The sequence below is a fragment of the Rodentibacter caecimuris genome (genome assembly GCF_001019715.1).
Classification (GTDB): Bacteria; Pseudomonadota; Gammaproteobacteria; order Enterobacterales; family Pasteurellaceae; genus Rodentibacter; species Rodentibacter caecimuris.
Genome location: NZ_BBXJ01000001.1, coordinates 1,543,943 through 1,565,230 on the forward strand (window position 1 = coordinate 1,543,943; position 21,288 = coordinate 1,565,230).

19 protein-coding genes are annotated in these 21,288 nt (G+C 41.7%); 6 read left to right on the top strand and 13 right to left on the bottom strand.

All coding sequences use genetic code 11. The annotated features are described in order from the left end of the window. Positions 1 to 5: 5 nt before the first annotated feature. The 4 genes from parE to gltS all read left to right on the top strand — a co-directional run bounded on the left by parE (position 6) and on the right by gltS (position 6,722). A complete protein-coding gene (gene parE, locus PNEUHYL_RS07620) occupies positions 6 to 1,904 on the top strand; it encodes a DNA topoisomerase IV subunit B (protein WP_059366769.1) in 1,899 nt (632 codons plus the stop codon). 23 nt (positions 1,905 to 1,927) lie between these two features. Continuing rightward, on the top strand, positions 1,928 to 3,109 hold the full coding sequence (gene nirK, locus PNEUHYL_RS07625) for a copper-containing nitrite reductase (protein WP_059366771.1): 1,182 nt from the start codon (positions 1,928 to 1,930) through the stop codon (positions 3,107 to 3,109). A gap of 107 nt (positions 3,110 to 3,216) precedes the next feature. Next, on the top strand, positions 3,217 to 5,472 hold the full coding sequence (parC, locus tag PNEUHYL_RS07630; RefSeq protein WP_059366773.1) for a DNA topoisomerase IV subunit A: 2,256 nt from the start codon (positions 3,217 to 3,219) through the stop codon (positions 5,470 to 5,472). Between the two features lie 32 nt (positions 5,473 to 5,504). Beyond that, positions 5,505 to 6,722, top strand: a complete 1,218-nt coding sequence (gene gltS / locus PNEUHYL_RS07635) for a sodium/glutamate symporter (protein WP_059366775.1) — start codon at positions 5,505 to 5,507, stop codon at positions 6,720 to 6,722. A gap of 40 nt (positions 6,723 to 6,762) precedes the next feature. Here gltS and PNEUHYL_RS07640 read toward each other — a convergent pair whose 3' ends face one another. The 3 genes from PNEUHYL_RS07640 to metC all read right to left on the bottom strand — a co-directional run bounded on the left by PNEUHYL_RS07640 (position 6,763) and on the right by metC (position 10,005). Beyond that, positions 6,763 to 7,269 (bottom strand): DUF2301 domain-containing membrane protein, encoded by a 507-nt coding sequence (locus tag PNEUHYL_RS07640; protein WP_059366777.1) that lies wholly within the window; start codon positions 7,267 to 7,269, stop codon positions 6,763 to 6,765. Positions 7,270 to 7,352: 83 nt separating this feature from the next. After that, entirely contained in the window at positions 7,353 to 8,708 is a 1,356-nt protein-coding gene (mpl, locus tag PNEUHYL_RS07645) for a UDP-N-acetylmuramate:L-alanyl-gamma-D-glutamyl-meso-diaminopimelate ligase (protein WP_059366778.1), read from the bottom strand. A 106-nt stretch (positions 8,709 to 8,814) separates the two neighbouring features. Beyond that, positions 8,815 to 10,005: a cystathionine beta-lyase gene (gene metC / locus PNEUHYL_RS07650; protein ID WP_059366780.1), complete on the bottom strand. Its 1,191-nt coding sequence runs from the start codon at positions 10,003 to 10,005 to the stop codon at positions 8,815 to 8,817. A gap of 136 nt (positions 10,006 to 10,141) precedes the next feature. Between metC and PNEUHYL_RS07655 the strand changes: the two genes are divergently transcribed. Together PNEUHYL_RS07655 and pgsA are read left to right on the top strand one after the other, a co-directional pair. Then, positions 10,142 to 10,744 (top strand): peroxiredoxin C, encoded by a 603-nt coding sequence (locus PNEUHYL_RS07655; RefSeq protein WP_059366782.1) that lies wholly within the window; start codon positions 10,142 to 10,144, stop codon positions 10,742 to 10,744. 103 nt (positions 10,745 to 10,847) lie between these two features. After that, positions 10,848 to 11,408, top strand: a complete 561-nt coding sequence (gene pgsA / locus PNEUHYL_RS07660; protein WP_059366784.1) for a CDP-diacylglycerol--glycerol-3-phosphate 3-phosphatidyltransferase — start codon at positions 10,848 to 10,850, stop codon at positions 11,406 to 11,408. Positions 11,409 to 11,502: 94 nt separating this feature from the next. Here the strand turns inward: pgsA and PNEUHYL_RS07665 are convergent, their stop codons facing one another. The 10 genes from PNEUHYL_RS07665 to PNEUHYL_RS07705 form a co-directional block, all read right to left on the bottom strand. Next, positions 11,503 to 11,784, bottom strand: a complete 282-nt coding sequence (locus PNEUHYL_RS07665) for a hypothetical protein (protein ID WP_129582421.1) — start codon at positions 11,782 to 11,784, stop codon at positions 11,503 to 11,505. Positions 11,785 to 12,016: 232 nt separating this feature from the next. Beyond that, positions 12,017 to 12,190 carry a hypothetical protein gene (locus PNEUHYL_RS13450; RefSeq protein WP_158513618.1) on the bottom strand — a complete coding sequence of 58 codons (174 nt, stop codon included), beginning with the start codon at positions 12,188 to 12,190 and terminating at the stop codon, positions 12,017 to 12,019. Between the two features lie 54 nt (positions 12,191 to 12,244). Then, a complete protein-coding gene (locus PNEUHYL_RS07670; RefSeq protein ID WP_059366787.1) occupies positions 12,245 to 12,445 on the bottom strand; it encodes a DUF7683 domain-containing protein in 201 nt (66 codons plus the stop codon). 92 nt (positions 12,446 to 12,537) lie between these two features. Next, positions 12,538 to 12,993, bottom strand: a complete 456-nt coding sequence (locus PNEUHYL_RS07675) for a hypothetical protein (protein ID WP_059366789.1) — start codon at positions 12,991 to 12,993, stop codon at positions 12,538 to 12,540. Between the two features lie 5 nt (positions 12,994 to 12,998). After that, entirely contained in the window at positions 12,999 to 16,577 is a 3,579-nt protein-coding gene (locus PNEUHYL_RS07680) for a hemagglutinin repeat-containing protein (RefSeq protein ID WP_078061247.1), read from the bottom strand. Positions 16,578 to 16,662: 85 nt separating this feature from the next. Next, the gene (locus tag PNEUHYL_RS07685) at positions 16,663 to 17,490 is read right to left on the bottom strand and encodes a hypothetical protein (RefSeq protein ID WP_059366793.1); all 828 of its coding nucleotides are present in this window, start codon (positions 17,488 to 17,490) and stop codon (positions 16,663 to 16,665) included. Between the two features lie 34 nt (positions 17,491 to 17,524). Further along, positions 17,525 to 17,878 carry an Imm8 family immunity protein gene (locus tag PNEUHYL_RS07690; RefSeq protein ID WP_059366795.1) on the bottom strand — a complete coding sequence of 118 codons (354 nt, stop codon included), beginning with the start codon at positions 17,876 to 17,878 and terminating at the stop codon, positions 17,525 to 17,527. Between the two features lie 2 nt (positions 17,879 to 17,880). After that, positions 17,881 to 20,529 (bottom strand): hemagglutinin repeat-containing protein, encoded by a 2,649-nt coding sequence (locus tag PNEUHYL_RS07695; protein ID WP_255204580.1) that lies wholly within the window; start codon positions 20,527 to 20,529, stop codon positions 17,881 to 17,883. An 82-nt stretch (positions 20,530 to 20,611) separates the two neighbouring features. After that, positions 20,612 to 20,764 carry a DUF596 domain-containing protein gene (locus PNEUHYL_RS13975; RefSeq protein WP_110890453.1) on the bottom strand — a complete coding sequence of 51 codons (153 nt, stop codon included), beginning with the start codon at positions 20,762 to 20,764 and terminating at the stop codon, positions 20,612 to 20,614. A gap of 133 nt (positions 20,765 to 20,897) precedes the next feature. Continuing rightward, positions 20,898 to 21,287, bottom strand: coding sequence for a hypothetical protein (locus tag PNEUHYL_RS07705; RefSeq protein ID WP_059366799.1), 390 nt, complete (start codon positions 21,285 to 21,287; stop codon positions 20,898 to 20,900). Position 21,288: the final 1 nt, after the last annotated feature.

Here is a 21,288-nt window from a genome sequence, read left to right on the forward strand (position 1 = left end):
TAAAAATGACAACTCAGTATTCAGCTCAAGAAATTACGGTTTTAAAAGATCTCGAACCGGTGCAAATTCGCCCTGGTATGTACACCGACACCACCCGTCCAAACCACCTCGCACAAGAGGTCATTGATAATAGCGTGGACGAAGCCCTTGCCGGTTTTGCAACAAAAATTGAAGTGATTTTACACGCCGATCAATCTCTCGAAGTTATTGATAACGGTCGGGGAATGCCGGTGGATATTCATCCCACAGAAGGCGTTTCCGGTGTAGAGGTGATCTTAACCAAACTCCATGCGGGCGGTAAATTTTCCAGTAAGAACTATGAATTTGCCGGTGGCTTACACGGTGTGGGGATTTCTGTGGTGAACGCCCTTTCCGAACGGGTTGATATTCAAGTAAAACGCAATGGCGAAGTGTATAAAATCGCCTTTGAAAACGGCGTAAAAGTGGAAGAACTTGAGGTGATCGGCACTTGCGGCAGACGCACTACCGGAACTACCGTTCATTTCAAACCCAATCCGAAATATTTCGACAGTGCAAAATTTTCCGTCAGCCGCCTGCGCCATTTATTGCGCGCCAAGGCGGTTCTCTGCTCCGGACTTGAAATCAAATTTATTGATAAAGTCAATAATACGCAAGATGTGTGGTTGTATGAAGACGGCTTATCCGACTATCTCATTGAAGCCGTTAATGGTGAAGAAACCTTGCCTGAAAAACCCTTTGTCGGTGAATTTAAAGGCACAAACGAAGCCGTAAGCTGGGCATTATTGTGGCTACCACAAGGAGGGGAACTCATTGGCGAAAGCTATGTAAATTTAATTCCCACCATTCAAGGCGGTACACATGTCAATGGTTTGCGTCAAGGCTTACTGGATGCGATACGGGAATTTTGCGAATTCCGCAATTTACTCCCTCGCGGCGTAAAACTCACTGCCGATGATATTTGGGATCGCTGTGCTTATATCCTTTCGCTAAAAATGCAAGATGCCCAATTTGCCGGTCAAACTAAAGAGCGCCTGTCATCACGCCAAAGTGCGGTCTTTGTCAGCGGTGTGTTAAAAGATTCCTTTAGCCTATGGCTTAACCAAAATGTACAAGATGCGGAAAAACTTGCCGAAATGGCGATCAGCTCTGCCCAACGCCGTTTGCGAGCTGCCAAAAAAGTAGTGCGGAAAAAACTCGTTAGCGGCCCGGCATTACCGGGTAAATTAGCGGATTGCGGATCTCAAGATCTGGAAAAAACCGAGCTTTTTTTAGTAGAAGGCGATTCTGCGGGCGGTTCAGCAAAGCAAGCCCGAGATCGTGAATATCAGGCAATTTTGCCGTTGCGGGGAAAAATTTTAAATACGTGGGAAGTTTCACCGGAACAGGTGCTCGGCTCCACTGAAATTCACGACATTGCCGTTGCCTTAGGAATCGATCCGGATAGTGATGATCTATCCCAATTACGCTACGGCAAAGTCTGTATCCTCGCCGATGCGGACTCAGACGGTTTACACATTGCCACCCTGCTCTGCGCGTTGTTCTTACGTCATTTCCCAAAATTAGTGCAAAACGGACATGTTTATGTGGCAATGCCGCCACTTTACCGCATTGATTTAAATAAAGAAGTATTCTATGCCTTGGATGAAAGCGAAAAAGAGGCAATTTTAGATCGCCTAAAAAACAAAAAAGGTAAGCCAAACGTGCAACGTTTTAAAGGGTTAGGCGAAATGAATCCTTCTCAATTACGGGAAACCACCATGGATCCGAATACCCGTCGTTTGGTGCAATTAACCTATCATTTCGATGAAGAACAAGGGGCGGAAACCCTAGAATTAATGGATATGCTTTTAGCGAAAAAACGTTCCGAAGATCGAAAAAATTGGCTACAAACCAAAGGCGATCAAGTGGATTTAGCGGTGTAATTGACAACAAAGCAGGTAAAAAAATGAATGAACAACGCCGTGATTTCCTTAAAAACAGTACATTAAGTATCGCTACGCTCACACTGGGTGCCGGCTTAATACAAATGCCGCCTGCGCAAGCAACAGAAGACAACAATTCCCCAATATCGCCGGAACAACCCCTACCGGAAATAGAGGCGGAAATCACCTTGGCACCGGAAGTACCCAAACCGATCGAGCGTAATTATCCGGCAAAAGTGGTAGTAAAACTGACCGCACTTGAAAAAATTATGGAATTAATGAACGGCGTCCAATATAAATTTTGGACGTTTAATGGCAATGTGCCGGCGCCGTTTATTCGGGTTCGGGAAGGGGATATAGTGGAAGTACAGCTTTCCAACTCAGCCAGTTCGATGATGTCGCATAGTATTGATTTTCATGCGGCAGCCGTACCCATGGGGGGCGCTATCGCCAGTGAAACCGCCCCAACCAGAACCGGTACGTTTCAGTTTAAAGCATTGCGTTCGGGCATTTATTTATACCATTGCGGTAGTCAGCCGGTTGCTGTTCATCTTGCTAAGGGAATGTACGGCTTAATTTTAGTTGAACCGAAGGAAGGCTTACCAAAAGTCGAGCGTGAATTCTATATTATGCAAAGTGAATTTTATACGAAAGGACGATTTGGTGAGTCCGGTCTGCAACCCTTTAGCATGAGTAAAGCCATTGATGAACGCCCCGATTATGTGCTGTTCAATGGAAAAGTCGGCGCAATGATGGGGGAAAATGCACTCAAAGCCAAAACCGGTGAAAAAATTCGTTTATTTATCGGCAATGCCGGCCCTAACTTGATTTCATCATTCCATTTAATCGGTGCGGTGTTTGATAACGTATATGTGGAAGGTGGTACATTAATCAACCACAATGTTCAAACCACACTCATTCCATCGGGCGGTGCAACCATTGTCGAAACCCAAATTGATGTGTCCGGCACTTATGTCTTTATGGATCATTCTATATTTCGTGCTGCTAACAAAGGAACAATGGGGCAAATTATCGTGACGGGAGAAAAAAATCCGTCAATTTATTCCGGCAAATTAAAAGATGAACCAATTAAAAATGATCCTAATCCCCAAAAACCACAACCCGTTCCTTATGAAATCGATAGCCACAAAGGGATGACACAGCACTACCACGCAGATATGGAAAGTGGCTCGACCAAGAAATAATCGAAAAGAATCAATAAAATGCGGTCAAATTTTTAATAATTTTTTTGGGGATAGCATTTAACCCCGATTAATCACGAAGAAGAATTTTATAAACCGAAAAAAATTATATGAGCACAAATATCAACTACGAAGGCATCGAACAAATGCCGCTCCGCACTTTTACCGAAAGTGCCTATCTTAATTATTCCATGTACGTCATTATGGATCGTGCGTTACCTTTTATCGGTGACGGATTAAAACCCGTTCAACGCCGTATTGTCTATGCGATGTCGGAGCTTGGCTTGAATGCCACCGCAAAATACAAAAAGTCCGCCCGTACTGTGGGTGATGTATTGGGTAAATTCCATCCGCACGGCGATTCCGCTTGCTATGAAGCGATGGTATTGATGGCCCAGCCCTTTTCTTATCGTTATCCGTTGGTGGACGGTCAAGGTAACTGGGGCGCGCCTGATGATCCTAAATCTTTTGCGGCAATGCGTTATACAGAATCACGCCTTTCCAAAATTTCTGAAATTTTACTTTCCGAACTCGGCCAAGGCACAGTAGATTATCAACCGAACTTTGACGGCACGTTAGAAGAACCGCAATATTTGCCTGCACGTTTACCGCATATCTTGCTTAACGGTACAACAGGGATTGCGGTGGGAATGGCAACGGATATTCCCCCTCATAATATTAATGAAATTGCCGATGCAGCCGTTTTATTACTTGATAATCCTAAAGCTAATCTTGATGATCTATTAAACATTGTACAAGGGCCGGATTTTCCAACGGAAGCGGAAATTATTTCGCCAAAAACAGAAATTCGTAAAATTTACGAACAAGGCCGCGGATCAATTAAGATGCGTGCGACATGGAAAAAAGAAGACGGAGAAATCATTATTTCTGCCCTGCCACATCAGGCTTCTCCCTCTAAAATCATTGCGCAAATTGCCGATCAAATGACGGCAAAAAAATTGCCGATGGTGGAAGATATTCGTGATGAAGCCGATCACGAAAACCCGATTCGTATTGTCATCGTGCCTCGTTCCAATCGGGTGGATACCGACGCCCTCATGGCACATTTATTCGCCACCACCGATCTTGAAAAAAGCTATCGGGTGAATATGAATATGATCGGGCTTGATCATAAACCGGCAGTAAAAGGGTTATTGCAAATTCTCAATGAGTGGCTACATTTCCGCCGTACTACCGTCACACGCCGTTTACAATATCGCTTGGATAAAGTGCTTTCCCGTCTGCATATTTTAGAAGGCTTAATGATCGCATTTTTGAATATTGATGACGTGATTGAAATTATTCGTCACGAAGACGAACCGAAAGCGGAGCTCATGGCGCGTTTCAATTTAAGCGATGAACAAGCCGATGCGATTTTAAACTTACGCTTGCGTCACTTAGCAAAATTAGAGGAACACCAACTCCGTGCCGAACAAAATGAGTTGGAAAAAGAGCGGTCAAATTTAGAAACGATTTTAGGCTCTGAACGCCGTCTAAATACGCTTATCAAAAAAGAAATCCAAGAAGATGCCCAAAAATACGCCAGTCCGCGGATGTCGCAATTAGTCGAGCGCGAAGAAGCAAAAGCCATTTCAGAAAGCGAGATGACACCGGCAGAACCGGTCACCGTCATTTTATCGGAAATGGGCTGGGTACGCTGTGCGAAAGGGCACGATATTGATCCGAAAGCATTAAGTTATAAAGCCGGTGATCAGTATCGCGCGCATGCTTATGGTAAAAGCAATCAAGCTGCCGTATTTATTGACAGCACCGGACGCAGCTATGCCGTTGATCCGCTTACCCTGCCTTCAGCCCGTTCACAGGGCGAACCTCTCACCGGTAGATTAACCCTGCCTGTCGGTGCCACTATTGAGCATGTCATCATGGAACCGGAACAGCAGGAATTATTAATGTCATCTGATGCGGGCTATGGCTTCATTTGTAAATTTGAAGATCTAATTGCACGTAACAAAGCAGGAAAAGCCTTGATTTCTTTACCGGAAAATGCCAAAGTGTTGGCGCCAAAAATTCTGTCGGATTCAAGCGCACTTCTCGTTGCCTTGACTTCAGCCGGCAGAATGTTAATTTTCCCGGTACAAGATTTACCGGTATTATCAAAAGGTAAAGGCAATAAAATCGTGAGTATTTCCGCGACGCATGCAAAAGATCGTAGCGAATTATTAGTGAAATTATTGCTCATTTCAGATCAAGCCGCTCTTGAGTTCCACTCCGGCAAAAGAAAAATCACATTAAAGCCGGAGGAACTGCAAAAATTCCGAGCGGAACGCGGCAGAAAAGGATCACCACTACCCCGTGGCTTACATAGTAATGTGGATATTGTGGTCGTCGAACCTGCACATAATTAAATTATTCGAAACCAGTTACAGGAGGATATTTCGTGAATATTGTATTTGATACTTATCAAACACTTGCACTCGCCAGCCTTGTTTTATTATTAGGCTATTTTTTAGTAAAACGCATTAGCGTACTTAAAAACTTTAACATTCCCGAACCGGTTGTCGGCGGTTTTATTATCGCTATCGCACTGTCAATTTGGTACCAAGTGGATGGTACTTCATTTACCTTTGAAAAAAGTTTACAAACTACAATGATGTTAGTTTTTTTCTCATCAATCGGTTTAAGTGCGAACTTTGCCCGTTTAATTAAGGGCGGTAAACCACTCATTATTTTCCTATTTATTGCAGCGGCATTAATTTTCTTCCAAAACGTGATCGGCATTGTCGGTGCTCAAATTTTAGGGATTGATCCCGCCTATGGTTTATTAGCCGGATCCGTCACTTTAACCGGTGGTCATGGTACCGGCGTGGCTTGGGCTGAAACCTTCATCAAAAAATTTAACTTACCGGCGGCGACAGAAATCGCAATGGCCTGTGCAACATTCGGCTTAGTTTTTGGGGGAATTATTGGCGGCCCGGTGGCACGTTTCTTATTAAATCGTCAAAAACAAGGGGAAAACCCGGAAAATGATGAAGTTGATGATGTACAGGAAGCCTTTGAGCATCCAACCTACCAACGTAAAGTCAATGCACGTTCCATCATTGAAACCATTGCAATGATGTCTTTCTGTTTGTTAATCGGTCAATATCTAGATAGCATAACAAAAGGCACGGCATTACAATTGCCAACTTTCGTTTGGTGTTTGTTTACTGGCGTTATTATTCGTAATGTATTGGCACATATTTTCAAATTCCGTGTGGCAGATTCCGCTATTGATGTCTTAGGTAGCGTAGGTTTATCCATTTTCTTAGCCATTGCTTTGATGTCATTAAAACTTTGGGAATTAGCCGGTCTTGCCACGGATGTATTAGTTATCCTAGCAATTCAAGTTGCTTTCATGGCATTCTTCGCCATTTACGTCACTTATCGTGCAATGGGTAAAGATTATGATGCGATTGTACTCAGCGCGGGGCACTGTGGTTTTGGTTTAGGTGCAACACCTACTGCGGTTGCAAATATGCAAGCAATCACCAGTCGTTTCGGTGCGTCTCATAAAGCCTTTTTAATCGTACCGATGGTGGGGGCATTCTTTATTGATTTAATCAACGCCTCACTATTAAAAGTTTTCTTAGTTGTGGTGACCTATCTACACGCATAAGATACAAAAAGAGCGGTAAAATTGACCGCTCTTTTTTATTTTAAACCTGATACTTTGTTTTATCCCCAATATCAAAATGCAGTGGCATTCGGCATTTTTGTATCGCGAGAAGTAACATCAGCATGCCAACAATAATCGACAAAATTCGAGTTATTATTCCGCCTTCAAATACCCAAGCAAACCATAGTATTGCTACAAAAATAGGCTGTAAATTTAATAACGGCACACGGAAACAAAAATATTCTTTAAAACAAAGCCCGCCTAGTGTGACTAATGCACCGCCTAATGCCAGTTCGTGCCAACCTAAAATATAGCAAACTAAGCCTAACCAAGTAGCAAATTGAAAAGTTAAACGAAAATGCTTGAGATAAATATGTAAAGACGAAGCACAGCAAATCGCGGCAATTAAAACGGTGATTTCTGCCAAACTTGGCAACCAAGTCAGCAGCAAAATACTAAACGCGGCGATAATAAACCCTAGTCGATAAATAATCACGGTGATTTTATCCCAAATATCCATAGGGGATTGAATATGCGGATCAGCCATTTTTTTCTCCTTTCTAATCAAGTAATAAAACGAAAGTGCGGTCAGAAAAAATTTCATTTTCTAACCGCACTTTAATCAAAAAATTATTTTAGTTTATCTAAAATCTTTTGGTGAATGCCGCTAAAACTTCCATTTGACATGACTAAAATATGATCCGTAGGTTGTGCTTCTGCAACGATCATATCAACTAACTTATCAAGATTTGCCGTCCAATATGCAGGTTGTACGCACTGTGCGGCAATTTCAGCCACTTCCCAAGGAATATTATCCGGCTGTAACATAAAGACGACATCCGCTCTGCCTAATGCCGGTGCAATTTCATCTTTATGCACGCCCATTTTCATGGTATTCGAACGAGGTTCCAATACGGCAAGAATCCGAACGCCTCCCCCAACTTTGTCACGTAAAGCGGTTAATGTTGCAAGAATAGCTTCCGGATGGTGGGCGAAATCATCATAAACCGTAACCCCATTGACTTCGCCTTTTACTTCCAAACGGCGTTTTGCATTAACAAAAGAACCCAAGGCTTCACAAGCATTTTCTACAGGAACGCCTATATGATAGGCTGCGGCAATTGCCATTAATGCATTATGCATATTATGTACACCAACCACATTCCATTTCACTTCAGCTACTTTTTCACCATCATGGAATACCGCAAAATGGGAGGCATCCGTTGTAATACGTTCTGCGAACCATTCTTTATCTTCCCCGATAAATTGTTGTTCAGACCAACAACCCATGGCTAGCGTCTCTTTTACGCTTTGTTCATTGACAAAAGAAAGGATACGCCCGCTTGCCGGAATAGTACGAATCATATGATGGAACTGGCGTTGAATCGCTTTTAGATCATCAAAAATATCCGCATGATCAAAACTGATGTTATTAATAATTAAGGTTTTAGGGTTGTAATGAACAAACTTAGAACGCTTATCAAAAAACGCCGTATCATATTCATCAGCTTCAATAACGAAGAAATTGCTTTCCCCTAAACGGGCGGAAGTACCAAAATTACCGGCAATTCCACCAATTAAAAAGCCGGGTTTCAAATCATTTTGTTCCAAGATCCATGTCAGCATACCGGTTGTGGTGGTTTTACCATGCGTACCGGAAACCGCCAAAACCCAACGATTTCTCAATAAATTATCATGCAACCATTGCGGGCCGGAAGTGTAAGGCAAGCTATTTTCCAACACATACTCCACGCAAGGATTACCGCGTTTTAGTGCATTTCCAATAATCACTATATCCGGTGCCGGTTGGAGTTGGTCAACATCATAATTCGGAATAATGTCAATATTTTGCTCTTGTAAAAAGGTGCTCATCGGTGGATAAACATTTGTATCCGAACCGGTAACTTTATACCCCATTTGCTTGGCGATCATTGCCACACCACCCATAAATGTGCCGCAAATGCCTAAGATATGAATATGCTTCATTGTGCTCTCTTTTGTACTAAAAAACGGAAAGTATGATAGATCAACTCAAAGAATGAGTAAACAAGGGCTTATTCTATTAAGCCCTTTGAATAAATAAGAAAAGAAATCAAGCAATTCGTTCAAATCCGGCTTTTAAATCGGCGATAAGTTCATCAACATTCTCAAAACCGATATGTACACGAATTAATGATCCGGTTAGTTTTCGTTTAATATTTGGACGAATTCTGGCAATTTCCTCCGGTTGATTACACAAAATTAACGATTCAAACCCGCCCCATGAATAGGCCATCGTAAACAGTTTGAAATGATCGATAAATGTTGAGACTTGTGTATCGGTTAGACGTTGGTTTAATTCAAAAGAAAACAATCCGCTTGCACCGCTAAAATCACGTTGGAAAAACTCATGTCCGGGACAACTTGGTAACGCAGGATGATACACCGCCTTCACTTGCGGTTGCTCACTCAACCATTTTGCCACTTTAACACTGCTTTTATGATGTTGTGCTAAACGCACCGCTAAGGTACGAATGCCCCGAGACGTAGTATAAGCCGAATCCGCATCCGCCATCTGTCCCATCAAATAGGAATGTTCACGCAATTGATCCCAAGTGCGGTCATTTGCGACCGCAGTGCCAATCATCACATCCGAGTGTCCCACCAAATATTTCGTCCCCGCTTGAATAGAAATATCAATCCCATGCTCTAATGCTTTAAATAACACGCCTGCTGCCCAAGTATTATCAATCATTATCACCATTTCAGGATTTATCGCACGGGCAGCTTTTACGATAGTAGGAATATCCGGTACTTCCATCGTAATAGAACTCGGTGATTCTAAAAAAAGAACTTTAGTATTCGGTTGAATTAATTGAGCAATACCCTCACCGATTAAAGGATCATAATAAGTCGTATCAACCTGCATTTTTTTCAAAACAACATTGCAGAAATCTTGTGTCGGTTCATAAGCCGCACCACTCATCAAAATATGATCACCGCTTTTCACAAAAGACAAAATCGCATTCGTCACTGCAGCTGCACCGCAAGGATAAAGATAACAACCGGCTCCGCCCTCTATTTCACACATTAAATCTTGTAAAGCAAAGTGGGTTAAGGTGCCGCGACGCCCATAAAATAATTCACCTTTATAGCGATTTTTCGTGCAGTGTTTTTTATCCGCTATCGTTTCAAAAACCAAAGATGACGCACGTTGAATAACGGGGTTTACCGCGCCCTGAGAAAATCGTTTATTGCGCCCGCCATGGACAAATGTTGTAGATAATGAATCATTTTTTGACATAGATTTCACCTTTACTTAGACAATACGAACAATGTGATGGAAAAACCGCTGTAAAAGTGCGGTCAAATTTTATAGAATATCGACTACATTTTTCTATCAGAAAATTTTTATTCACTCTAATATAGGAATTATGACTATGGTATTAGTAACTCGTCAAGCACCGGATTTTACTTCATCCGCCGTTTTAGGCAACGGTGAAATCGTTGATAACTTTAATTTCAAAAAACATATTGAAGGCAAAGCTGCCGTTATTTTTTTCTACCCGTTAGACTTCACTTTCGTGTGCCCGTCTGAATTAATTGCATTCGATCACCGTTATGAAGAATTTAAAAAACGTGGTGTTGAAGTCGTTGGCGTATCTATTGACTCTCAATTTACCCACAATGCGTGGCGTAATACCCCAACTGAAAATGGCGGTATCGGGCCGGTTCAATATGCATTGGCAGCTGACGTTAAACATGAAATAGCTCAAGCATACGGCATTGAACATCCTACCGAAGGTGTGGCATTGCGTGCTTCGTTCTTAATTGATAAAAACGGCGTAGTCCGCCACCAAATTGTCAATGATCTTCCGTTAGGTCGTAATATTGATGAAATGTTACGTATGGTTGATGCGCTACAATTCCACGAAGAGCACGGTGATGTTTGTCCTGCGCAATGGGAAAAAGGTAAAGAAGGAATGAAAGACAACCCTGAAGGTGTTGCTAAATATTTAAAACAAAATGCCGACAAATTATAATCTTTACTAAACCTTTATAATAAAGCCACATGATGTGGCTTTTTTTATATTTAGAGATCCTTTAGAATAGCGCTATCTGTAACCAAAGTGCGGTTAATTTTCTATGAAATTTAATATTCCTATTTTCCTTACAATTTTTCGTGTCATTTTGATCCCTTTCTTTGTGATCACGTTTTATTTGCCTATTGAATCAGCCCCATTTGTTACCACCCTTATTTTCTTCATAGCCGGAGTAACGGATTGGCTTGATGGCTATCTTGCACGTAAATGGAAACAAACCACCCGCTTTGGGGCATTTTTAGACCCCGTGGCGGATAAAGTCATGGTCGTTGCCGCACTAGTCCTCATTGTGGAAAGCCAACATACATTTTGGATCACAATTCCTGCAATTATTATGATTTCCCGCGAAATTATTATTTCTGCATTACGTGAATGGATGGCAGAATTAGGCGAACGCAATAAAGTGGCGGTTTCTTGGTTAGGCAAAGTCAAAACCACCTCTCAAATGCTTGCACTAGGCGGTTTATTGTGGCGCTACAATATTTATATGGAGATTTTGGCAATCATCTTACTTTATGTAGCAGTTATTCTAACGGTTTGGTCAATGATTCAATATTTAAGTGCCGCAAAAGAAAATGTATTGGATGAATTAGGAGATAAATGACTTTCTGTCAATGATCATTCAAAAATAGACCTGACAGACGCAGGAGGGTCATAGAAAAGTGATCCGCTGCGTCTTTTGATAAACGCCTTGTTATTTAAACAAAGAATAACCTAGTATGCTTGGCATGGAAACAATTAAAAAAATCTGCCACTTTTACTATAAAGACCGCCTCTCTCAGCGGCAAGCCGCTAAACAACTTCGCCTCAGTCGTTGTACTGTCAAAAAATATCTCAACACAATTTCGGCTGTCCGCTTGCCATTTGCCCTCACTATCTCGGCTGGTAAAATCCGTTTGCTTCGCCCGTATATCCCCTTCTGTCGCCGTAATGCGGATATCCTTAGCATTCACACTATTACCTAAACTGAATTCACGCATTGAGTCCATGTAAGCCGTATCTCCGCTAAACCTAACGCTTGTGCCGCTTTCACTCTATCGGATGCATCTTTATTTTTGACCGCACTTTCCACTGTCTGATGATAATCGCCTCCGCTCAAGTATCTACTTCCCAACGTTTCTCTTTGATTTTGCCGCATCAAACGTTAAGCTGCCTGCTTCACTGTTTGTGATAAGCTTATTCGCTTTAAGACTGCTGTTTTTCCAACGTTCACTATCCAAGTTGGATTTGCCCTTTCGATGCATTTACCGAACCTTCAATACCAAAACTGTAGCTGTTGCCGTTCGTTCCAACGAATACGCCTACACTACCACCTGCAACGAGATAGGGTGCATGAACCAAAGGTTCACGCACGAAGATACATAACCACGTGCGTAGATTTTTCAAATCTACATACCCTACGCTTGCTTGCTAATTTATCCTTCGGAAGTTAGAAAAAAGCTAATATAACCTTAACTTAATGATCCCAAAGTTAGATAAATTTTCATTAGATAATTGATAAACACCTAAAACAAGCGGATCATCAATATCCACAGATATATGTTTCTTTATATCATCTTGATCTATATTCACTTTTATCCTAGCAAGAAGTTCATCTGTAAGATTATTATATATTTCAATATATCTTTCTAGTTCTTTCATAAACCTCCCTTAAAAATTATAGTTCAATTTTTCTCTTAGGATCTGCAGCCTTAATTTCCTCCCCAGTTTTATAATCATATTATCTTTTCTATTTATAGGATATTTAATTTTTTTATTAATTTTATATAAAACTGATCAATTGAAGATAAACTGCATTTCCACTCTGAAATTTTTTCTCCAAATTCAGAATACTCTCTTCTAGACTCTACAAAATCATTTATTTTTTTATAGTCAAAATCTATATAATCATCTACAAAAAAAATCTTATTTTGGACTAAAGCAATATTTTCACTATAGTAAACAATCCAAGATTGAATAAATTCTAGATCATTAGGTGGATACATAGACGTAATTAAAACCGAATGATTCCTTCTTTTCATTCCCTCTTCTAACGATAAAGACCATTGACTTATATAATCTTTAACAGACCAAAATGATATAGGTAGAAAAAAATCCTCCTTAAAATCACTAATAGTTATTGATGCAGATAAAACTAAATCATCCCATTCATTAATAAATGGCTTAGATTCTAAAGCTATATTAAACATACTTATTAATCCTTTATTCTATTCAAATCTTTATCAAAAGTACCTAACCTATTACCTCTACGATCAAACATTTTCCATCCATCTGTCACATTATGTCCATCAACATCTGGCGTTATATAATTTTTTCCATTCCAATATACTGGCTGTCCATGTGAATTAAAAGGAGCTTTTTGTGGAGGTATTCTGTTCTTATATCCTAATTTTTCTGCGACTTCTATCGTATCTTTATTTCTCGCAAATAAAACATTATCCCGCCAATCTCCAATTTGACTTTCACCTCCGACCAAAATATGACTACCTTTATCAGGGTTAATAGTCTGGCTCCCTCCTGTATTTGTCGGTAAGTTATAATCCGCTGGATACTCTATTCCACCCGTATGGTTCACAAATATTCTTGGATCTATTACTTGTTTTCCACCGTAGGTCGTTGTAACTAAACTCGGATCAACTGCTGTAAAACCTCCACTTGCATTCGGAATCCAAACTTCATTACCTAAAAACAAACCGGCATTACCACCTTTCAAAATTTCATTATTTAGGTACTCACGTTGCTCACTACTTAATTTCGCTATTTTTGTTGGATCTGCCGATATGCCCGCTTCTATCGTTTGTTCTATCTCTAAGTTTGAGAGCAAATACGCAGTTCCAACAAGACCTAAAGCCGTTTTACATTCCGCACTACATACTAGTTTGACTGCCGGTAATGTCGCTCTTTTTACAACACCAAGAGCAAGATTATTATTCTCCACCGCCCGCTTCGCCGTCGCCGCACCTTCCAAAGTAGCAGTCGTACTGTTGCCTGATATTCCCCCGACAACTGCTCCGGCTAGTTGAGAAGCCGTTTTTAATAGATTCCGTTCGTCAGTAGTCAGTTGTTCCGCCAGTTTGTTAAATACTTTTTCAGACAACACCATTGCCACGCCTTCACCTGCGACACCCGCCAATGCGCCTGCCGCAGGATCTAAGCCCGCTGCATAAAACTCCGTAGCAGAAAGTACCGCATGTGAAAACAGATTCGCCGCTTTATTATCTTGTGTTAAGTCGTGGATTTTCGCATTCAGCTCAGGAGAAAGTCCCGCAACCGCTGTTTGTGCCGCCGTCTTACCCGATAAAATGGCGCCCACCACAGCAACTGCCGCATCCACTTTGCGACGACTTGAACCACCGTCTTGCCAGCGTTGATTTTCCGCTTTCGCTTCATCATACGCCGCTATCTTAGCCTCAAGACTGGCGGTGTCATTGCGTTTAATTGCCGTCTCTAATTCCGCTGCCGCCTTATCTTCCGCCTCCTTCGCCGCTTTTGCCCGATTATCGCTAAAAGCGGTGGCTGCCGCTATCATATGCCCCACATTTTGGCTTATGATTTGCTGCTCTTTCAGCACCTTTTGAATGTCTTTCGGGGCACTGACTTGGCGGTTGGCTTCGGTGAGGTCAGTATTGATGCCCAGTTCCGCTGCCGTCGTTTCTCTTGGGGCGCTATCTTTGTTTAAGGTGATACGCCCTTCCGTTAAGGTCGCTTTGGTAATACTGCTGTCTTGCTCGCTGTCGTACATCGGAACCGTCGGCGAAAGATGATTGCTTTGTGATGTGCCGGTCAGTTTGGCAAACTCCGACTGTTGTTTGGCTTGTGCACCGGTTATCGGGGCATTGCCCATCGCTTTGGTTAAATTTGCACTGCCGCTAATGCCACCGCTTATCGCTCGGCTTTGGCTTTCATTTTGAATATCTTCAAAAGTCAGCTTATTGGTTTTCAATTCGCTGTTTGTCGCATTGGTTGAGGCAATCGCTGCGCCTTTCAGATGAACATTATCGGCATTAATATGATAACCGCCCTCCTCGGCAAATAAACCCGATTGTTCAATCACTTGTTTACCCTGTGCCTTGCCGCTTGAAGCATTCGCATAACCGCTTGCGCCCCACGCCGTGCCTATGCCGCCCTGTACCCGTAAGCCACCGCCCGAACTGCTGCTTTTTGACAGATGTTCATCTTGGCGGCTTTCTATCCGGAGATTACCCTTGATGTCCGTATCAATCCGATTCGCTTTCGCCACCGCTCCCGATAAGGTGGTATCCCCGCCGCTTGTCAGGCTTAAGTGTGCCGTATCAAGATGGCTGTTATGTTGGGTAACATGACGCTCTTCTTGCTTACCTTGCGTGAAACCCGCTTGAGCGTAAATATATAAGCCCGTCTGTGCGCCAACGGCAAAGCCTACGCCCGATTCAAAGCCTGCACTTTGTTGTTTACCTTTAAATTTCTCAGCACTTTGTCCCGATTCCAATATCAGGTCTTTATAAGCATTCAGTTGAATACGGCTGTCCGCTTGGCGTTTGCCCTCACTATCCCGGCTGGTAAAATCCGTTTGCTTCGCCCGTATATCCCCTTCTGTCGCCGTAATGCGGATATCCCTAGCATTGACGCTGTTACCCAAACTGAATTCACTCATTGCGTCCGTGTTCTCCCGTTTATGCGAGAAACCCGAACCGCTTTCCACCCGAATTAATGCACCACCAGCCGCTACGTCCGTGTAAGCCGTATATCCCTTCGCCGCCAAACCTAACGCCTGTGCCGCTTTTACTCTATCGGAAGCGTCCTTATTTTTGACCGCACTTTCCACTGTTTGAATCAAATCTATCAACGGTGAACTAACTCGCGCAAACTGACCGATTTTTAAATCGCTCTGATGACTGTCCGACTGTTGGCGGTTGATTACTGTGTCAAAGGTGATATTGTCCGCTTGAAGATTAATCTGTTGTTTCGCCAGTAATTGCCCTGCCGTTTGATGATAATCGCCTCCGGCATTGATATTAAGATTCTTATTTAGGCTCGCTATCATTGCCCCTTGATGACTCACCGAATCAGCGTTTTGGCTATTGAGTTTACGGTTATAACCCGCAAAACGCTCCGTCTCCGATATCACCGCCTCGCCGATACCTTGGAAACGATTATCTTCGCTTTGTCCGAGACGGGATTGGGCAGTCGTTAAACGAATGTCTTTACCTGCCGAGAGATGGCTTTCTCCCTCACTCACAAATTGAGTGCCGACTAAACGAATATCGCCTTGTTGTGCCGTTACACTAGCATTTCCGCCAAAGGAAAGCGTACTCGCCTGTTCTTGATAACGCTCCCCTTCGCCCAAACCTTCTCCGGCATACAATGTCGCCATTGAAGTCAACGATTTGGATAAATCCAGCCCGGCGCCCCAATTTCGCTTACGGCTGGCTTGGCTTTCCTGATTGACCGCCACATTTAAGTCAATGTTCTCTTTTGCCCATAACGCCCCGTCTCCTTTTGCCGATAACAAGGCGCCCTGTGTGGTAATATTGCCTACTGCTGCCGTAATCGTTAAATTGCCGCCTGCACTCAATTCACTCACCACCGCTTGTTGGCTTGCTCTATGACTGTTAGATTTTTCCTGTTGGTGTTTTATATAAGGACTAAACGGGCTGGTTAATTGGTGCCCGGTTTTACCTATCGCTTCTGCTGTCGTGAGGATTTTGCCGACAATTCCACCAGCCGAGCCCTGTCCCGCCTGCTCGCCATAATTGGCTTTCGCCACTTTAACCGGATTATACACAACGCTCACCCCTACACCGCTTGTCTTACGTGACGATTGATGTTGGCTGTATAGGCGGTTATACGGTAAATCATTATTTTGTTTATAAAGTAGCCTACCACTTAAAAAAAGAAAGAAATGACTTTTTCTTTGGCTCTTTTTCTCCTAATAACTCCTTGATAAAGTCTGGTTTCTCCTCTTTCGGTATATACTCATAAAACGTATAAATTACTTCTTCTGGCGTATATGTTTTTTCTCTAGCGTCACAAACCGTTTTTAACCAATAAAGCATTTCTCTACAACGCCCCATTGTGTATAACATTGGTAAATGTTTTTCCAGAAATGGTCTTGCTGCCTTCTCTAACTGGTCCACCGTAAATCTATTTTCGTAAAAATGAAGGCAGTAAGCGTATGCTACATGATAGCCACTCATATTACTGTTTAATTTAAAAGGGTTAATTCCTTTTGTCGATTGATAAAGCTGAATGGCTTTGTCATATTCCTCTGCTTGAATATAATGCAAAATTGACAACGCAAAGATCTCTTTGTCATCTCTCCCCATTTTTTTTGAAAAATCAATGTTACCGTATAATATTTCTTGCCATTTCAAACTATTTTTCCATAAATCGACATCATTCTTTTCAGTATTTAACCAAGTTGCAAGTGCTAAACTTGATGTTAATCCATATTGATGAAATTCTAAATCTCCAAAAGTCTCTTCCTTTTTAATTCCTTCGCAAATCCAATCGATCACTCTTGATAAAAACGGAGAATATAACTTTTTGAATCCTACGCTATACCCATAAATAATAGAAGTCAGATCGCTCATACCGTGATTACCAATACATTCAATCGGCTTAGTACTTTTTTGTATATAGGAATAACCAAATCCATTCTTAGCCTTTACTTCCTTAGTTCTATTAATTTCTTTTTTTAAATTCATATATATTTCCTAAGAGCATTTCTGATTATTAGTTTTAACTATAATCCTCATACTCCCAAAAAAAATATCTAGATAGTTTATTAGCAATGTCTTCCCAAGAATCTCCATAACATTGAGTTATAATTTCATTTATATAAGATATAATTTGTTTAAAATCATATCTATCTACAATCATTACATGCCTTAATACACTGGTTTTTTTTTGATAAAGATATAACCAATCCAATGTACATACTTTTAGATCAAAATAATTTATTGAATCCGTATTATCATCTGGACCTATACACAATAAGACATTTATACAAAATAATTTTTCATTTTCTGGTCTATATACCTCTAAATCAAATTCCCCAACTTGCTCCATAATTGATTTTAATTTTGCTCTCATTTTTAATCCTTAATATCTAAATGCCCATTACCTATTTTTATTCTTTCTTTTGAAATAGGATCTATTTTATATGTCTCAAAATTTGCTTGAGTTTTCGTTTTACTCTCCCTTGCATTTGGTTTTGCACTTGGCAATCTATAAACCCTCGTATTATCCTGACTTTTCCAGCCAATAACTTTATCTTTTTCTACAATTTCCGAAGCATCATTACCAACCCATAATCGACCTAGCCTATTAGCTTCATGAACAGAACTGATCCCACTTATTCCATAATTTAATTCTTTTCCTAATTTATCTGTTAATTCCTGTAATTTAGGATCTAGTTTTCCTATATTTAAAATATTTTCTCTATGTAATTGCTCCTTCAATTTCGGATAAAGTGCTATATTTTCCGCTCCACTCGGATAATCACTATCCCCTACTTTTGCTCGTTGATGATTATCCATCCCAGTCTTAGGATAATTCTTATCCTTGCCTGAAAAAGAAAGTTTTGGCAACTTATCTTTTAATGCAAGTCCTCCAAGCCCGACAGCTTCTGCAGCCCCTAATGCGAGTGTGCCGTAATGTAAACTTTGTGGTAATTCCGCCCTCGTTTTGGCGTTCTCCTGTTCCACAAAATCACTCATTTTCGCTTTCAGCTCATCACTTAAACCATTAAAGTATGAAGTTAATCTTAACCCCGAGAAATTCTCATACGCAGCCTCATCGCCTTTATTCATCATTTGAATATGCGGTAAATAACACACCGGATTATTTCCGCATTCTTCAAGCATTTCTCGGCGATTACGTTCGCTTAACTTCGCATATTTTTCAAAAATCGGTTTCGTGTCTTTACCTTCTTTTTCTGCTTTCGCCAGTTCTTTGACTAGGCTATCCACTTCGCCGTTATAGAGATAATTATTCTCCACCGCCCGCTTCGCCGTCGCCACACCTTCCAAAGTAGCAGTCGTACTGTTGCCCGATATTCCCCCAACAACTGCTCCGGCTAGTTGAGAAGCCGTTTTTAATAGATTCCGTTCGGACGTAGTCAGTTGTTCCGCCGGTTTGTTAAATACTTTTTCAGACAACACCATTGCCACGCCTTCACCTGCGACACCCGCCAATGCGCCTGCCGCAGGATCTAAGCCCGCTGCATAAAACTCCGTAGCAGAAAGTACCGCATGTGAAAACAGATTCGCCGCTTTATTATCTTGTGTTAAGTCGTGGATTTTCGCATTCAGCTCAGGAGAAAGTCCTGCAACCGCTGTTTGTGCCGCCGTCTTACCCGATAAAATGGCACCCACCACAGCAACTGCCGCATCCACTTTGCGACGACTTGAACCACCGTCTTGCCAGCGTTGGTTTTCCGCTTTCGCTTCATCATACGCCGCTATCTTAGCCTCAAGACTGGCGGTGTCATTGCGTTTAATTGCCGTCTCTAATTCCTCTGCTGCCTTATCTTCCGCCTCCTTCGCCACTTTCGCTCGATTATCGCTAAAGGCAGTAGCAGCCGCCATCATATGCCCCACATTTTGGCTTATGATTTGCTGCTCTTTCAGCACCTTTTGAATGTCTTTCGGGGCACTGACTTGACGGTTGGCGTCTGTGATGTCGGTATTAATACCCTGTTCCGCTGCCGTCGTTTCTCTTGGGGCGCTATCTTTGTTTAGGATTATTCTCCCTTCCGTTAAGGTCGCTTTGGTAATACTGCGGTCTTGCTCGCTGTCATACATCGGAACCGTCGGCGAAAGATGATTGCTTTGTGATGTGCCGGTCAGTTTGGCAAACTCCGACTGTTGTTTGGCTTGTGCACCGGTTATCGGGGTATTGCCCATCGCTTTGGTTAAATTTGCACTGCCGCTAATGCCACCGCTTATCGCTCGACTTTGACTTTCATTTTGAATATCCTCAAAAGTCAGCTTATTGGTTTTCAATTCGCTGTTTGTCGCATTGGTTGAGGCAATCGCTGCGCCTTTCAGATGAACATTATCGGCATTAATATGATAACCGCCCTCCTCGGCAAATAAACCCGATTGTTCAATCACTTGTTTACCCTGTGCCTTGCCGCTTGAAGCATTCGCATAACCGCTTGCGCCCCACGCCGTGCCTATGCCGCCCTGTACCCGTAAGCCACCGCCCGAACTGCTGCTTTTTGACAGATGTTCATCTTGGCGGCTTTCTATCCGGAGATTACCCTTGATGTCCGTATCAATCCGATTCGCTTTCGCCACCGCTCCCGATAAGGTGGTATCCCCGCCGCTTGTCAGGCTTAAGTGTGCCGTATCAAGATGGCTGTTATGTTGGGTAACATGACGCTCTTCTTGCTTACCTTGCGTGAAACCCGCTTGAGCGTAAATATATAAGCCCGTCTGTGCGCCAACGGCAAAGCCTACGCCCGATTCAAAGCCTGCACTTTGTTGTTTACCTTTAAATTTCTCAGCACTTTGTCCCGATTCCAATATCAGGTCTTTATAAGCATTCAGTTGAATACGGCTGTCCGCTTGGCGTTTGCCCTCACTATCCCGGCTGGTAAAATCCGTTTGCTTCGCCCGTATATCCCCTTCTGTCGCCGTAATGCGGATATCCCTAGCATTGACGCTGTTACCCAAACTGAATTCACTCATTGCGTCCGTGTTCTCCCGTTTATGCGAGAAACCCGAACCGCTTTCCACCCGAATTAAGGCACCACCAGCCGCCGTTTCTATTTTCTACGGAGCCGATATATCAAATTTATACTATTAAAATATTTTCAATTTAACTAAACCAATATGTTCCGTTAGGTTGCAACCAACCTATATCAACAGGACAATTGACATACCACCATAAATTTTCAATATCTTTCTCAGGCTCGTGTTCATCATATGATGTTGGAAATGAATGATATAAATATGCCGTAGCTGCAGCCATTCGTACCCACAAATATGCCTATATTGAGATGGAAACAGTAATCCTAGAATTATCAACCAATTTAAATCTCTTTATATAATATGTTTTACTGGATCATGAATATTAGTTTGAAGTAATGAAGCAAGACTATTTTTCAAAATTCTTCTATATATATAAAAGGGAAAAAAAACTTAAACTTACTTAATATCTCTTCATTTAATTTCAAATATGAAATAGCCTCCAATTTATTAACAGGTGAATCAAATACATCTATTCCTCTTATATATGAAATGCCATAAATAGAATATTCCCCCTCACAAGATAAATAACTTTTCACTGAAAAACCAATAACTTTAGACAATTTAAATAAAGAATCATCAAAGTCAAGTAGATCATAAAAATAGACAGGCACTTCATCTACACTAGATGTTTCTATAATACGATAAATCCATAATTTAAACTCTTCTAAATTAATAGCTTGACAATAAAGACAATCTAACGCAAAGCTGAGATCTTGATCATTTCCTTTATATATTTTCCACATA